At 48.8% G+C, this 16,052-nt stretch carries 14 protein-coding genes; 4 read left to right on the plus strand and 10 right to left on the minus strand.

The features are described from left to right. Positions 1-20: 20 nt before the first annotated feature. A complete protein-coding gene (locus M0413_RS01820; RefSeq protein WP_240292623.1) occupies positions 21-1,547 on the minus strand; it encodes a YifB family Mg chelatase-like AAA ATPase in 1,527 nt (508 codons plus the stop codon). Positions 1,548-1,763: 216 nt separating this feature from the next. Here M0413_RS01820 and M0413_RS01825 point away from each other — a divergent pair, with 216 nt between their 5' ends. Beyond that, complete coding sequence (locus tag M0413_RS01825) at positions 1,764-2,879, plus strand: DUF1963 domain-containing protein (RefSeq protein WP_249553126.1); 1,116 nt, start codon at positions 1,764-1,766, stop codon at positions 2,877-2,879. 5 nt (positions 2,880-2,884) lie between these two features. On the opposite strand, the gene M0413_RS01830 is transcribed toward M0413_RS01825, so the two are convergent. The 9 genes from M0413_RS01830 to gmk all read right to left on the minus strand — a co-directional run bounded on the left by M0413_RS01830 (position 2,885) and on the right by gmk (position 12,053). After that, the gene (locus M0413_RS01830; RefSeq protein ID WP_037413708.1) at positions 2,885-3,481 is read right to left on the minus strand and encodes a response regulator transcription factor; all 597 of its coding nucleotides are present in this window, start codon (positions 3,479-3,481) and stop codon (positions 2,885-2,887) included. Then, a complete protein-coding gene (locus tag M0413_RS01835) occupies positions 3,481-4,560 on the minus strand; it encodes a sensor histidine kinase (RefSeq protein ID WP_249552986.1) in 1,080 nt (359 codons plus the stop codon). The genes M0413_RS01830 and M0413_RS01835 overlap by 1 nt, the downstream gene beginning before the upstream one ends. 84 nt (positions 4,561-4,644) lie before the next feature. Then, the gene (locus M0413_RS01840) at positions 4,645-5,349 is read right to left on the minus strand and encodes a tetratricopeptide repeat protein (protein WP_249552988.1); all 705 of its coding nucleotides are present in this window, start codon (positions 5,347-5,349) and stop codon (positions 4,645-4,647) included. Positions 5,350-5,534: 185 nt separating this feature from the next. Then, entirely contained in the window at positions 5,535-6,485 is a 951-nt protein-coding gene (locus M0413_RS01845; protein WP_069453779.1) for a calcium/sodium antiporter, read from the minus strand. Between the two features lie 158 nt (positions 6,486-6,643). Continuing rightward, complete coding sequence (locus M0413_RS01850) at positions 6,644-8,308, minus strand: AMP-binding protein (RefSeq protein ID WP_249552990.1); 1,665 nt, start codon at positions 8,306-8,308, stop codon at positions 6,644-6,646. 232 nt (positions 8,309-8,540) lie between these two features. Next, positions 8,541-8,924: a deaminase RidA gene (gene ridA / locus M0413_RS01855; protein ID WP_011070722.1), complete on the minus strand. Its 384-nt coding sequence runs from the start codon at positions 8,922-8,924 to the stop codon at positions 8,541-8,543. Positions 8,925-8,946: 22 nt separating this feature from the next. Next, positions 8,947-11,049: a bifunctional GTP diphosphokinase/guanosine-3',5'-bis pyrophosphate 3'-pyrophosphohydrolase gene (gene spoT, locus M0413_RS01860; RefSeq protein WP_037426421.1), complete on the minus strand. Its 2,103-nt coding sequence runs from the start codon at positions 11,047-11,049 to the stop codon at positions 8,947-8,949. 43 nt (positions 11,050-11,092) lie between these two features. Then, a complete protein-coding gene (gene rpoZ, locus M0413_RS01865) occupies positions 11,093-11,371 on the minus strand; it encodes a DNA-directed RNA polymerase subunit omega (protein ID WP_007651394.1) in 279 nt (92 codons plus the stop codon). 58 nt (positions 11,372-11,429) lie between these two features. After that, complete coding sequence (gmk, locus tag M0413_RS01870) at positions 11,430-12,053, minus strand: guanylate kinase (RefSeq protein WP_069453776.1); 624 nt, start codon at positions 12,051-12,053, stop codon at positions 11,430-11,432. 373 nt (positions 12,054-12,426) lie between these two features. Between gmk and M0413_RS01875 the strand changes: the two genes are divergently transcribed. The 3 genes from M0413_RS01875 to M0413_RS01885 all read left to right on the plus strand — a co-directional run bounded on the left by M0413_RS01875 (position 12,427) and on the right by M0413_RS01885 (position 16,010). Then, positions 12,427-13,923, plus strand: coding sequence for a hypothetical protein (locus M0413_RS01875; protein WP_069453775.1), 1,497 nt, complete (start codon positions 12,427-12,429; stop codon positions 13,921-13,923). Between the two features lie 157 nt (positions 13,924-14,080). Next, the gene (locus M0413_RS01880; RefSeq protein ID WP_249552992.1) at positions 14,081-14,962 is read left to right on the plus strand and encodes a nucleotidyltransferase family protein; all 882 of its coding nucleotides are present in this window, start codon (positions 14,081-14,083) and stop codon (positions 14,960-14,962) included. After that, a complete protein-coding gene (locus tag M0413_RS01885) occupies positions 14,946-16,010 on the plus strand; it encodes a phosphotransferase enzyme family protein (RefSeq protein WP_055647870.1) in 1,065 nt (354 codons plus the stop codon). Before M0413_RS01880 ends, M0413_RS01885 begins: the two co-directional genes overlap by 17 nt. Positions 16,011-16,052 lie beyond the last annotated feature (42 nt).

Genomic DNA, 16,052 nt, shown 5'->3' on the forward strand with positions numbered 1-16,052 from the left:
ATTTGTTAACATTTCGAGTCTCAATACTGTTGGGATAAACGGGCCAATAATTTATCCATAGCCCGATAACCTAAGGCTTGGGCGAGGTGGCGCCTTTCGGTATTGGGGGCCTGCTCAAGGTCGGCAATGGTGCGGGCAACCCGTTGAATGCGATGAAAGCTGCGCACGGATAATCCTAACTTGACGACACTCTGTTCTAAAAAAACTAGGTCAGCCTCATTGATACCACTAAATTGCTTAAGTTGTTTACCTGATAGTTCGCTGTTAAGCACGCCCGCTCTGGCGAGTTGAATATCGCGGGCGCATTTTACTCGTTTGGCGATTTGATGGCTGGTTTCGCCTTGCGTCGACTGTTGCGTTAGGGTGCCTGCTGGGAGTTTGGGGACTTCGATGGTGAGATCAAATCTATCTATAAACGGGCCAGAGAGCCTGGCGAGATAGCGCTGGATTTGATCGGGTGTAGCTCGATTGGGGCCGTCGATATCGCCGCTCGGGCTGGGGTTCATGGCGGCGATCAATTGAAAGCGGCTTAAAAAGGTCAGTTTTGCCGCCGCGCGGGAGATCACCACTTCACCTGTTTCCATAGGTTCACGCAAACAGTCGAGCACTTTTCTTGGAAATTCAGCGACTTCATCCAGAAATAATACTCCGCGATGGGCCAATGAAATTTCGCCAGGCTTAGGAATGCTGCCACCACCGACTAAGGAAATTGAGGAGCAAGTATGGTGCGGCGCGCGAAATGGTCGCTTAAGAAAGTCCTCAGGTTTGATATTGATGCCCGCGACGGAATGAATTGCAGCCACTTCTAAGGCTTCTTCATAATTGAGAGCAGGTAATAGCGCCATCATGCGGCTGGCTAACATGGTTTTGCCAGTACCCGGTGGGCCTAGCATTAATAGGTTATGGTTGCCTGCTGCGGCGATCTCAAGCGCTTGTTTAGCTTGGTATTGACCTATCACCTCGCTAAGGCAAGGCGTGGACTGCGCCGGCTCATCCGAGATCCATTCGAGCTGCTGCTCCAGCATGGGAAGTGGCGCTTGTCCATGGAGAAACGCGGCTAAACTTTGCAAATGGGAGCCAAAGTAGACCTTAGGATAGCCAACTAATTCGGCATCGTGGCGATTATCGAGTGGCAGAATTAACTGATTATTATGGTGTTTAGCCGCAATGATTGCTGGTAGCAATCCTTGGCAGTAGCGGATTTGCCCTGAGAGGGCAAGTTCGCCAACAAATTCGGTATCCTTAAGGCTAGAGTGGGGGATTTGCTCTGAAGCCGCTAGAATGCCGATGGCGATAGGTAAATCGTAACGGCCACCTTGCTTGGGTAAATCTGCAGGGGCGAGGTTGACGGTTATCCGCCGCATCGGAAACTCGAACCCCGCATTGATCAAGGCGCTGCGTACCCGCTCGCGGGCTTCTTTGACAGAGGCTTCTGGCAAACCCACCAGATTAAAAGCCGGTAGGCCATTACTGAGATGCACTTCAACCGTGACTTCGGGTGCTTCAACCCCACAACTGGCTCGGGTATGTACGCAGGCTATCGCCATAAACAAATCCTTTTGTTGATCTTTTGAGCAGAGTTTGAGTGTAGCAGTAATTAACGCAAGGAGTTTTCTATCGCCTAGGTTGTTGCTTGTCTCATGAGTAAGTCCTTTGCTCTGAGTTTGCGGTTCCTGTAATAGCTTTGGCAATTTGCCATATTGGACGATAGCAAATAGTTGATAGAAATGATAAAAAGCCAATATTGGAGTCGTGAGGTCAATATGGATATGTTATTAGCAGAAAATTCCCCCATTCGTCGGCAGTTGCTCAAGCAAAAGCTGGCACAGTTTAAAGACCCCAACCTTGCCAACGTGCTCTCGGCGTTTATTCGCAGTAGTGTCGATCTCTATCCCAGTGCAAGCGAAGACTATAACCAGTTGGGTAACAGCCGATTGGGTGGATTGCCGGATTTACCTGTAGGCATGGATTATCCGGTGACTTTGGTCGGAAGGGAGGAGATGCTGGATGCTTACGCTGAGGAATTCGACCATACTCGCGAGTATATCGAGGAGCATTATGGGTGGTCGCAAGATTGGGACTGGGACGAGGCGGCGCAGGCCTTCCGTGTGCCGATGCAATTTATCGCACAAATCAATTGTAGCGAACTGAAAGCGTTGCAATCTTATTTGCCTCGAGAGGGGCGATTGTTGTTCTTTTTGGAGCGCTGGCGATTCTCGGAAATGCTTCGCGGCCATGTTTATTATGTCGCTGAAGATCAGCAACTGAACTCTGGGAGAACGATTGCTGAACTTAAGTTCGACGATGCTGTCTGTACAAACTATGAGTATGAGGCGGCTTATCAACTTCAGGGGATTGCTAGCATTAAGATGATAGCCCCTGACATGATTAATAGTGACAACCCGCATTTAGTAAGGTTAGCCAAGGCGCATTTACAAGCGCTACCAGAACCGCAACAAGCCATGGTGCTGGAGGCCATAGAGGTTGTGGATGATGAATTTGTACCAGAGTGGCAAGATCAGCTCAAGGGCTATGAGCTGATACAATTGAATGAGCAGGGGTTAATTCCCGGCCAGATTCTCACTCAATCGCAATGGGCTAATACCGAGTGGCAGTCATCTAACTTGCAGGCATTGCTCGTCCCCGAGCAGCCACTGCCGTATTACGATGGTATCGCCAGCATTAATGATTATGGAGATAGCCGCTATAAAGCCCCCGAACTCCACGCCGCGGCAGAGTTAGGTGGTAATGCCGAAGATTATCTGGTGCTGCTCAAAGTCATCTACAGTGAGCACTCTATGCGGTTGAATTTTATTATCCACCGAGACGATCTCGTATCGGGAAAATTCGAGCGCATTTACTGCATTTATGACTACTAGCTGAGCTATAACCAGCCTTTTTGTTTGGCAATGCGGGCGGCATCGATTCGGTTGCTCGCATTGAGTTTGGCAATGGCTTCGGATAAATAGTTACGTACCGTGCCTTCGGCAATAAACAGCATCTCGGCAATTTCGGCGGTGGATTTGCCTTCGCTGGCAAACCGAAGGGCGCGGCGTTCTTTATCATTGAGGGGGTCGACATCGCCAATTGCCATCATTGCCAGCTCAGGATCGATAACGCGTTTGCCCGCCATCACTTGTTGAATTGAACTGACGAGGGTTTCTGAGGGCGCATCTTTTAGCAAAAATCCACCGACACCCGCTTCAATAGCGCGTTTAATGTAACCCGCGCGGCCAAAAGTTGTGATCACCACCACTTTGGTTTGGCTATGTTGCTCCTTTAGCCAAGCTGCTAGCTCCAAACCTGTTCGTCCCGGCATTTCAATATCCGTCAGTAACAGGTCAAAATGCTGTTGTTTGAGAAGAGTTAACGCTTCGTCGCCATCGCTGGCTTGGGTAATGGTAAAACCGCCAGCAAGGGTTAACAGTGCCGCCAGTGCGCCGCGTACCATGGCTTGATCTTCCGCCAATAGAATCTTCATTAATCTGTTGCTCCCTGCAAAGGTAGACTGACGGTAAAGGCGTATCCCTGCTCAAGATTATAACTGAAATGACCTCCGAGGCTATCGAGACGTTCACGGATACCTGTGAGCCCATTTCCTTCGATAAAAGGTCTTGCTAAGGCATTATCTTTGACTTCAACAAAGATCGTATTCGGCTCCTCGCGAAACGTGATATTGCATTGGCTGGCGTTGCTGTGGCGCAAAATATTATTCACGAGTTCAGTTAAAATCAGCACAAGTTGGCTTTCTGTTCTGGCGGGTAGTTTTGGTAATTCACCGATTAACTCTACGTAGATGCCTTTGTCCCTGAGTGAATTACATAGCTGGGTGATGCAACTTGCTAAGCCTTTGTGTTTATAGTCTGAGACGGTATGCCTTATTTGGCTCAAGCTTTCCCGCGCAATTTGTCCTAGCTCTTGTAGTTGAGTCGTTGCAAGTTGATATTCTTGTTTCGCCAGTAGTTTTTCGGCCAATTCAGCCTTTAGCGCAATCGATGACAAACTGTGCCCCATAATATCGTGCAAGTCTCTGGCGATACGCTCCCGTTCAACCATAGTGGCTAAGGTGCTGATCTCTTTGGCGCTTTGTCGCTCCTTCAATCTATGCTGGTAACGTCTTCGCTCTGCTTTACCGAGCATACCAACCCCTAATACTAAGGCTGAGCCGTACATTGGAAAATAGTAGCTATTGAATTGACTAACGTAGTTGAGCAAGAACAGTGTAACTAGTATCCCGAGCCAGCATAACAAGCTAACTCTAAAGGAATAAAAGAAACCAATAAAGAAACTGGCAAAGGTAAAGAGTGAGATGGACCCGGGATTAATGGGGGTAATGGCTATAGCAAGTACTAACATGCCGATAATAGGCCGATGGGCGCTGCGGAAATTACTGCGGTAGGTCCAAAAATAGCAGTAAATAAAGGGAACCAGCACGGCTAAAATTAAGATAATTTGCCAGCTAGGATAAGGCGTAATAAACAGCGGTATCAGATAAAACGCGAGGTTTATTAAGTACACCCATGCGAGCTTTCGTTCAAGTTGTAGGGGGTTATTTGTCATATCGCTTCGCCTAAGATCCATTTTGCGGCTGCTGAGAGTAGGATTGGCCTCAAACGTCAGCCAATCCTTTCGCCTTTTCTGGGATTATTTTGCACTTATTTGCTGATTTTGCTGAAGTAAAAACTTAGCCCAACCATAATCTTTTTCCACTTGCAGCGCCTGTTGCCAATCTTCGATAGCCCCTTGGGCGTCACCTAACTCCTGTTTTGCGAGTCCGCGCCAAGTGTAAGCTTCGGCCTCACCCCAGCAAATGTTCTCGCAAGGTTGATTAAATCGCTCAATCGCACTACTGGCGAGAGTCTTTGCTTGTTGCATGCTGCCTCCAAACATTGCTGGCGTATTATAGGCGGCAATCGCTTTTACTAATGTGACCCGCGGATTAAGCGGCGCCAGCTGTTCGGCCTGAGCAATGGCGTTAGCGGATTTGATCCCAAGCTTAGCGCCTTTGCTGTTATCCAAGGCGATTTGCATACCATACACGGATGATAATAGTGCTAGGGATTCGGCATCGGCTTGACTATTGGTTAAGATTTCTAAGCTCGCTTGAGCCGAAGCTAAGGCATTATCTGCTATGGTTTTTTGTCCCATCACATTGGCGCTGATGGCTAAACGATAGTTGGCATAAGCCGCCTCGTAATCTTGAGTGGCAGTGCTGAGCTGTTGCAATTTATCAATATTCAGTGTGTTAGCCGCTTTGTCTGCCTCAGCGATATTGGGGCTAGAGTTCGAAGCCGCGAACGCTGGCACGCAGGTGAGGGCAAGGCTTGATAGCAGTAAAAGTGTTTTCATGGTATTTCCTTATTGAAGAGATTGCCCATTGCTTGGGTACGGCTTCATTATCAGAAATCCCTCGACACGATTGCAGGCACAAAGGTCATCAATTAGGCATGACAAATGTCATTCTTTAATGGCTACATAGCAAAACACCGGAGTGGCTCCGGTGTTTTAGTAAGCTAAGGTGAACGCGTAAATCGTTAGACTACCGCTTGGCTGCTAGCTTGGTTAACGAGGTAAACCATGTAGCCTAAGTAAGCGATAAGCAGCGTGGCACCTTCGCGGCGACCAATTCGTAGGCCAGACCAAGCAAAGGGTAAAATGATTACGGCTAACGCTAGCATGACAATAAAGTCTAAGGGTTGGAAACCAAGCCCAGATACAGGATAAACGACGGCGGTCACGCCAAGAATACCTAATATATTAAATATATTTGACCCAACGATATTACCAATAGCAATATCGCTTTCGCCTTTGAGTGCCGCTAAAACCGAGGTCACTAGCTCTGGCATGCTGGTACCGATAGCGACAATAGTCAGGCCGATAATGACTTCACTGACACCAAACACTTTGGCTAAATCAACAGCGCCATTCACAAATAAAATACCACCACCGACTAACATTCCGATGCCGACAATAATAAACGCGATTGAAAGCAATGGATTTTTAGGACCTTCTTCAATCACTTCACCATCGGCATCAGTAGTATTTTTGGCGCTGAAATAGCTGAAAACCAAGTAGCCGACAAGGAGTGATAATAAAATGATGCCGTCAATCAGGCTGAGTTCGCCATCTAGCAATAATCCCCAAAACAGCATAGAAGCGAGGATCATCAGTGGAATATCCCGTCTTACCATCTGCGATTGAACTTGGATCGGGCGAATAAGCGCAGTAATTGCCAAAATTAAGCCAATGTTGGCGATGTTAGAGCCAATCACGTTACCCAGTGCAATGCCGCTATTGCCTGCCAAGGCTGACTTTACGCTTACCGCAAGCTCTGGTGCGCTGGTACCGAAAGCCACAATCGTTAAGCCGATCACCAGCGGCGTAATCCCAAGACGAAGTGCAATGGAGCTTGCGCCACGGACTAAGGCCTCTGCGCCTAAGGTTAAAATAATAAAGCCGCCGATAATTGAAAGTGCAATAAGCATTTTGGACTCTGTTAAACCTGATTGAGTGAATTAATTTAAGGTGTATCACCTTACGCTGATAGGCGTACATGATACGTGTTTTTAATTTGCTTTGACAGAATATGTCATAAAAAAGCACGCCGAAGAGCGTGCTTTAATCATAACGGTGCGCTTTGACGTTATTTTGCGACTAACTCATCTTCCCAGCGTACTTGAGCACCACGGATCCCGTCCACCCTTTCGCTAAAGGCTTTCTCAAGCACGTGGCGTTTGATCTTAAGCGTTGGCGTTAACACATCATTTTCGATGGTCCAAGGTTCATTCACTACCACAATGGCATCCACATGTTCGTGGGATTCTAAATGTGGATTCACGCTATCGAGTGTCGCTTTAAGGGATGTACGCACTTCTTCGCGGGCCTGTAAGTTGGCTCCCTCAGAAAGCTGCACTAAAGCGACTGGATGCGGTAAGCCTGAGCCTATAACGCAAATCAACTCTACATGGGGATCTTGTGCAAGTTTGCGCTCAATTGGCACTGGCGCAACGTATTTGCCTTTAGCGGTTTTAAAGTTGTCTTTCACACGGCCTGTTATCGTCACACAACCATCGGCATCGATGGCGCAGAGATCGCCAGTATGGAAGAAACCATCAGCATCGAAGGCTGCCGCGGTGGCTTCAGGTTGCAGATAGTATGCGGTCATTAGGCCTGGGCTCTTAATGAGTAACTCACCATCCTCACCTTGGCGGATGTGGCAGTCCTGCACGGGTTTACCCACGGTGCCGATTTTACGTGCATCGAAGGGGTAGTTGATGATGGAATAAGCACAGTTTTCTGTCATGCCCCACGCTTCACAAATATTCAGACCAATGCTGTGATACCAATGGATGAGTGAGGGCGGAATAGGCGCTGAGCCAGAGCCGAGTAAACGGCAATGGTTGAGTCCTAACCCTTTGTGGATCTTGTGTTTCACCAAGCTACTGATGAGCGGGATCTTGAGTAATAGATTGAGCTTGCTGACACCAATTTTGTCGATAATGTTCTTTTGGAACAGGCTCCACAGCCGTGGGACGGAGAAAAACACCGTTGGTTTAGCGCGCTGCACATCCGCAACGAAGGAGTCTAAGCTTTCAACGAATGCGACAGTACTGCCTGAATAAAAAGACGATCCTTCGATCGCCACGCGCTCGGTAATGTGGGCTAAAGGCAAATAGGATAACAATCTATCATTACCATTAGTGCGTAGGTCGCGCACTACCGCTTGGCAGGTCCAACCATAGCTGGCAAAAGTTTGAATCGCACCTTTAGGTTGGCCCGTTGAGCCCGAGGTATAAATCAGCGTCATTATCTGATCGGGTTCGGGTAATGGCGCTTCAATCAACGGGTTGCCCATATTGAGCAATTGTTCCCATTGATATTGGGCTGGCATGGTGTCGTAGGGCATCGCAAGGCGCAATAATTCGCCGCCGACGCCCGCCTCTTGGTCTGCCCAATGATCAAGCTTACCGAGGACAATTGCTTTGGCGCCACTATGTTGCAATACATAGCGGATGGTATCTGGGTTCGCCGTCGGATAAATAGGAACGCTAATATAGCCGCCGTGCATTAGGGCGAGATCGGTGATAAACCATTCGGCACAGTTTTTAGACAGAACGGCAATCTTATCGCCAGGCTCTAAGCCTAAATGACGCAGTGCACCGGCGAGTTGTTGGACTTTTTCTTGCACTTCATTCCACGTGAAATCAAGGTATTGCCCCTTGATTGGCTGGCGCAAATAAATCTCATCCCCACGCGTATTCGCCCAGTGCGCCAGCATTTCAATTGGCGTCTTAATCGCTTTATCCATAGGCAATTCCCTGTTCTTTATTGTTATTTTCACCCCAACATAGGTGCCCAGTATGGCGAGTTTTGTGAGGCCGCGCAAATAGTTTGCAAGATTGTAAAATCACTAAATCTGCAAAACAGCCTAATGGGCGAGTATGAAATGAAAATGAACTTAATCACAGGTCAGAGCAGGAGTCGCGGGGCGCATTAGGCAATAAAAAAGGCGCCTAAGCGCCTTTCATATCAGTTGAAGCTTACAGCTCCATCACGCCATCCATTTCGACTTGCGAATCTTTAGGTAACTGCTTCACACCGATAGCGGCGCGAGCTGGGTAAGGCTGGCTGAAGTAACGGCTCATGATTTCATTCACTTTTGCGAAGTGGCTTAAGTCCGTTAGGAAGATATTGAGCTTAACGATATCGTTGATTGTGCCGCCGGCAGCGGTACAAACGGCCGTTAAGTTTTCAAACACTTGCACAACTTGCGCCTCAAAATCATCGCTCACGATCTGCATTGTGCTTGGCACCAGTGGGATTTGGCCGGATAAATATACTGTGTTGCCGACTTTAACCGCTTGAGAATAAGTGCCAATTGCCGCTGGGGCGTTTTCGGTCGCGATAATGATTTTTTCTGCCATGACGCTCTCTCTACATAAATGATCAACGATTACGGGATGTACGCAACACCTCGGGCAGTACCCTGATACGGCGCATCACGTTAGCTAAATGGATCCTGTCTTTCACCGAAATTCGCAGGTTAATCAAGTAAACGCGGCCATCGCGCTCTTCGGTGCTAAGGTTGTGAATGTTCGAGCCCTCGGCGGCGATAATCGAGGTGATCTTCGCCAGCGCGCCTTGGTGGTTAACAATTTCCACCCGCAGATTGGCTTGATACTCGACGCCTTCGACATTATCCCACTGTACGGGAATGTATTTATCGGGCTCGCCTTGGTAACCGCGAATGTTAGCGCAGTTTTCCATGTGGACGACTAAGCCTTTACCTTGGCTCACGTGGGCTATCACCGCATCACCTGGGATGGGGCGGCAGCAGTTGGCGAAGGTCACTAACATGCCTTCGGCGCCGCGGATTGGCATCAGGTGAGAATCGCGGCTCTCTTGATTCTCTAAATTATCGCCAATCAAACGTTGAGCGATGACTATGCTCATGGCATTGCCAAGGCCGATGTCGGCGAGTAAGGAATTTAAATTGGCGTGCTTAGTATCGCGCACGACTTTATCAATCTGCTCGGCAGGGATGCTATCAAGCTTGGTTTTACCCAGCGCATGGTTAAGCAAACGGCGGCCAAGGGCAATGGCATCGTCTGCTTTTAGGCTCTTGAGCACTTGGCGGATTTTGGCGCGGGCTTTACCCGTGACCACAAAGTTAAGCCAAGCGGCATTCGGACGCGCGCCTTTAGCGGTAATGATCTCAACGGTTTGGCCGGAGATTAATGGCTGGCTTAACGGATAAGCTTGGCGGTTAACGCGGGCGCCGACACAGGTGTTACCCACATCGGTGTGGACTTCATAGGCAAAGTCGACGGCGGTGGCGTTAACCGGTAATTCTAAAATGCGACCTTCGGGGGTAAACACGTAAATCTCTTCGGGGAAGAGTTCGGTTTTGACGTTTTCCACGAATTCGAAGGAGGTGCTGGCGCTCTGTTGCAGTTCCAGCAAGCTTTGCATCCACTTGCGGGCACGCACTTGCGTGGTGGTGCCTTGACCATCGGCGCCGCCTTTGTAAGCCCAGTGGGCCGCAACCCCTTTGTCGGCCATTTGATCCATATCTTCGGTACGAATTTGGATCTCGACGGGAACGCCGTGGGGACCGAATAACGAGGTATGTAGCGACTGATAGCCGTTGGCTTTTGGGATAGCAATATAATCTTTAAAGCGACCTGGACGTGGTTTATACAGGCCATGCATCGCACCGAGCACGCGATAACACGTATCGATGGAGTCGACAATCACGCGGAAGGCGTAGATATCCATCACCTCTTGGAACTGCAGTTCCTTGCTCTGCATCTTGTTATAGATGGAGTAGAGGTTTTTCTCGCGGCCTTTCACTTTGCCTTTAATGCCCGCATCGTTTAGGCGGGTGAGTACCGCAGCTTCAATGCCTTGAATGAGTTCTTTACGGTTGCCTCGGGCGGCTTTCACTACTTCCTTTAATACCCGATAACGCATGGGATAATAGGCTTGAAAACCCAAATCCTCTAACTCAGTCTTGATATTGTGAATACCAAGTCGGTTGGCAATCGGCGCGTAAATCTCTAAGGTTTCACGGGCAATACGACGGCGTTTGTCAGGACGCAGCGCGCCTAAGGTGCGCATGTTGTGGGTGCGGTCGGCAAGCTTGATGAGAATAACGCGGATATCCTGCGTCATCGCCATCATCATTTTGCGAAAGTTTTCTGCTTGAGCTTCTTTCTTATCGCGAAATTTCAGCTTGTCGAGCTTAGACACCCCTTCAACCAATTCAGCCACCGATTCGCCAAATCGTTCGGCTAAATCTTCTTTGGTGACATAGGTATCTTCGATGGTGTCATGCAGCAATGCCGCCATCAGCGTCTCATGGTCGAGACGCATTTCGGCGAGGATGCGGGCAACCGCAACCGGATGAGTAATATAAGGTTCGCCGCTAGTGCGCATTTGCCCTTCATGGGCATCACGCGCAACTTGGTAAGCCTGCTTGAGCAATTCTACCTGTTCAGGTTCTAAGTAACCGGAAGCAGACTCCTTTAGACCTTCAAACAGATACAAGTGGCAGCTCTCCTTTACCCAAACAGGTGTGACTCAATCAAACTTATAGTGAACGGCCTTCAGCGATGGCTGCAACAGCTGCGATTTCAGCAGCTTCACGCTCACGCACAGTTTGACGCTCATCAGCATCTAAAGTGTGAGCATTCACTAAACCTAGTTCGATTTCACGCAGGGCGATAACCGTTGGTTTGTCGTTCATCTCTTCAACCATAGGGTCTTTACCCTGCACGGCGATTTGGCGAGCACGACGCGCCGCAACCAGGATCATATCAAAACGGTTGCCGATTTGTTCTACGGCGTCTTCTACAGTTACGCGAGCCATGTGTTGAAACTCCAGTTTATCTAGGGAAAAAATGACGCAAAATTGTACACTATGGCAGTTAGCCTGCCAACAGATCGTTAAGCATATCATTTTGCGCGTGGATCTGACTAGCACCCGTTAAGCGTTGGCTGCGAATGATCGCCCGCAGATCCGCCAGTGCTGTGTCAAAATCGTCATTGACGATAATAAAATCATATTCTTTATAGTGCGACATTTCAGAAACCGCCTGTGCCATACGGCTGGCGATCACATCCTGGCTGTCTTGACCGCGGCCAGTCAGGCGACGCTCTAGCTCATCCCTTGAGGGTGGCAGAATAAATACGCCCACGGCTTCTGGCATCAAAGCTTTGACTTGTTGGGCACCTTGCCAGTCGATATCGAGAAACACATCAATACCTTGAGTTAACGTGTGCTCAATCACATGGCGCGATGTGCCGTAGTAATTGCCAAACACTTCGGCCCACTCAAAAAAGGCATTTTGCGCGATCAGTGCTTTAAATTCTTCAACATTAACAAAATGGTAGTGTTGACCATCAATTTCACCTGGGCGTGGCGCGCGGGTGGTGTGCGATACTGAAACCTGCATATCGGCAGGTTTGTCTTTTAACAATGCCGAAATTAGCGAGGATTTACCCGCACCACTTGGCGCTGACACAATAAATAAATTTCCGCGTGCGGTCATGAGCTAAATATCCAGTTGGTTAACGCAAGAAGGGCCCAGAAAGCCGAGTATTATACAGATTTTGACCTTAAAAACGCTAGGGCTAGTTACCCGGCAATTGTTGTCTATTTATGTTTTGCGACAGTTAGCGCTGCCGCTGGTGCATTTTTACGGTTTACTGTGACTCAAAGATTGGATACTGAACATCTCTGCGTCCCTAAGCCTTGCTGAGCTTGAGAATTAAGCCTGATTTAGCTTTAGATGGATATAATCAGCATTTTTATATCTCAAGCGGCATATTGCACTGACAAGTGCGGCTAAATTCGTTACGCTCATGCTTATACGACATAGAAGGTCGTGTGCGCTTGAATTATTTCACTATAAAGGAAGGGTCGTGCTGTTAAAATCTCTTTTCTGCCTTCATGGGCGTGATTCCCGTCCCCGCTTTGTGGCCATCAGTGTTGGTGTGTATTTGGGCATTTCACTGGCTGTCGCCGCGTTTGGGGCGAACTTTTTAATGTATCTTTTAGCGTTAGTGGGCTTACCTTTGCTCGCCCTTACTGCGCTGCGCCGTTTAAATGATGCGGCTAAGCCTAAGGCCTTGGTTGCAGTCTTTATTCTGCCGCTACTGATTTTACTGGCTCTGTATATTGTGGCTGCGCCACCAGTATTGGCGATATTAGGGTTAGTGTTGGGGGCTGGCGCGACTTTTTGGGGAACCCGTTTGAAGTCGCCAACCATAGTGGATTACCGTTTTGGTTATTATGGACCAGCACTCGATGCGCCTATCTCGCAGGCGATCCCCCGTCGCCGAGTTGAACCTGTGATCACGCCAAAGGCGGCTGCTGCGCAAAATGCGGTGCCTGATGTATCAGCAAATATTCCTGTTGCGGCTCCGGCAGAAGCTTATTCCCAGACAGAGCCAACTATTTCGTCTGCTGTTGCTGAGCCAGAACTTGAGGTGTTGCGCCAAGATGAGCTGCGCTTTGATGCCTTAACTAAGATGACTGCCAATCCAGCGGATTTTGTGGTGCCTGATGCTGTAATTGAGGGGCATGCCGATTTTCGTCCCGCCAATCCGAGCCGAGTAGAGCAAACGCGAATCGACCTCGCCGAGGTCGATTTAGCTCAAGTGGATTTGCAGGGAGAAGAATTTAAGCGTGCGCCGCTTGATCCTGCTGAGCACAGTGATGAGCCGGTGTGGCGCTTTGATCCCGATGACAATGCTGAGGTATTTAATGATACCGAGCATGCTGAAGAAGTGCGTCGTCGCCGCGCTGAAGCTAAAGAATCCGGTTCGATGACTGAATTGTTTAGGGGCGTGGCGGAGTTTTTCGCCCCTTATCGTCGTTATGTTAAGTTGCCTAAATTACCTAAGCTGGAGCGCCGTTACTGGTTGCCTGTCGGCGGCGGTGCGGGCGCTGTGTTGTTAGTCTTGCTGGTATGGGGATTATGGCCTAGTTCTGATGAGTCGCAGGTAGACGAGTCGGTTGTGCCAGCGGTGCCTTCAGCACCTATTGCAGCAAGCGATCGTGTGACCTTAGATCTGCCCGACGGTTTTTCGGTGGCATTAGAGCAAGATGTATTAATTATTCGTTGGTTGGGTGAACGCGACAAGCCGCAAAACCTGTGGTCTATTGCTACGGCGAAGGGGGATAAGAGTTGTAGTGCATTAGTGTTTAATAATGGCACTGAGTATCGCACTATCACTGTGGACTTGCTTGCCGACTCTGCCACTGAAGCGCGTTTCACGCCGCTTGATACCGCTAATATCATTACCGATTTAGCCCGCCGTGGCAGCATTGGTTTGTGTGGTTATAAGTTCAGCCTCAAAGGCAGCCAAGCGGTTTTAGAGCCAAATCGTGCCTTTGGAACTTATTTAGCCCGTTAAATAGATAAAAATAAGCTTAAATGCTAGTCAGGATTAGAGGGGTAGATTACACTTTTGCTCCTCTTTTTCTCCGATCTTGTGTTACATGCACTCGCATAGCCGATGACGGCGAGGTTCGGGAAAATTTCTTTAATACGAACTGAAAACTCAATCCCACATGAATACAGATTTGACCTTAGTCATTATGGCGGCGGGCCTTGGTAGTCGTTTTGGCGGCGATAAGCAGTTAGCCTCCCTTGGGCCTGCGGGCGAACCCATGTTGGTGTTATCTATTTTATCGGCTATTCGCAGTGGATTTCAGCGCGCCGTATTAGTGATCCGCCCTGAGCTTGAGGCGGAACTCTCCGGGATCTTGACGCAGTTTTTACCCGCAAACTTTGAATATCACTTTTGCTACCAGTCATTAAGTGATTTACCACAAGACGCAAAGCTTGCTGATTTTAGCCATCGTTTAAAGCCTTGGGGGACAGCGCATGCGCTCTGGTGTGCCCGCGATTGGGTAACAGGGCCAATGGCAGTGATCAATGCCGATGACTTTTACGGTGACAGCGCCATTGCCTCGTTAGCACAAGGCTTAACCGCGAGACCTAAGGATTGGATGATGGTGGCTTATCCTATCGAGCTGACGTTATCTGAGCATGGTGGAGTAAACCGTGGCTTATGCCAAGTTGAGCATGGGCAGTTACGCTCGGTCGCCGAGTGGTTAAATATTCGAGCGCAAGATGATGGTTTTGTTGGCGAAGGACCAATGGGATTCGCAAAGCTTCCTCCACAGTCGCTGGTATCCATGACCTGCTGGGGCTTTTCGCCAAGCATATTTGATGTTATTAAACAGCAATTAACCGCATTTATTGAACAACAGGGCCAATTGCCGAAATCGGAATGCTATTTGCCTGCTGTGGTTCAGGCGGCAATTGAGCAAGGTGTGCCCGTCTATGTTGATGTGGCCAGCGAACCTTGGCTCGGTGTGACCTATCCGCAGGATACTGTCTGGGTAAAGCAAAAATTAATGGAGTTATTGGGTGATAAAACTCATTAGGCAGTCAGTGTTGCCTCATTTTGGAATTGAAGCCGACGAGGCAAAAATCTCAGCGTTAGGGAATGGTCATATTAACGACACCTTATTAGTGCGTTGGCCTACGGGTGAATTGGTGCTGCAACGTATTAACACCCAAGTGTTTAAGACGCCGCAGGCGCTGGTGAGTAATGCCGATAAGATCAGCCATCATTTATGCGCAAAGGCATTGCAGCAGCAATATGGTCTGCAAGTGGTTAGCCCTTGTCTTACCCAAGAGGGTGAACTTGCTATCGACTTAGGTGAGCAGGGATTTTGGCGTGCGATCAGTTATTTACCCCATAGTTTAAGTATCGAAGTGGTGAAGTCTGAAGCGCAAGCTGAAATGGCCGCCAAGGCCTTTGGTCACTTTGCCTGTGCATTAAGTGATTTTGACGCCACCGAGCTTGAAGATGTGATCCCGCAGTTTCATCACTTGCCTGGGCGGATGGAAATGCTGCGCCAAGCGGTGCAGCAGGATAAAGCCAAACGCTTAGAGTCGTGCCGTCAATGGGTTGATTACGCGCTGTCGCAGCAGAGTTTATTGGATGAACTGGCTGAAATCTCGCCGCAGTTACCGCTGCGGATCTGCCATAACGACACTAAAATCAACAATATGCTGTTTGATAAGCGCGACATGTCGAGCATGGCGATTATCGATTTAGACACCTGCATGAAAGGTCATCTAATGTATGACTTTGGCGATATGGTGCGTACCTTCTGTTCGCCCGAGGAAGAAGATTCTACTGCCCTTGAAAATGTTAAAGTGCGCCAGTCGATCTTTGCCGCCATTTGCCGTGGCTATTTAAGTGAGCTCTCCGAGGTATTAACTGAGGTCGAAAAACGCAGCCTTTGGCTTGGGGCGCGAGTCATTTGCCTGATGATCGGCGTGCGTTTTTTAACGGATTATCTCAATGGCGACGTGTATTTCCACGTGCACCGTGAGGGCCATAATCTGGATAGGGCGGCGAACCAGTTTACCTTGTATCAAAGCCTGTTAGATCAAGAAGCCGAGTTAAAGGCTTGCTTCTAGCCCTAATCAAACGCCCCAAACGGGGCGTTTTGTTTTTTGCTT

This window comes from Shewanella sp. 8A (genome assembly GCF_023475945.1).
Classification (GTDB): Bacteria; Pseudomonadota; Gammaproteobacteria; order Enterobacterales; family Shewanellaceae; genus Shewanella; species Shewanella xiamenensis.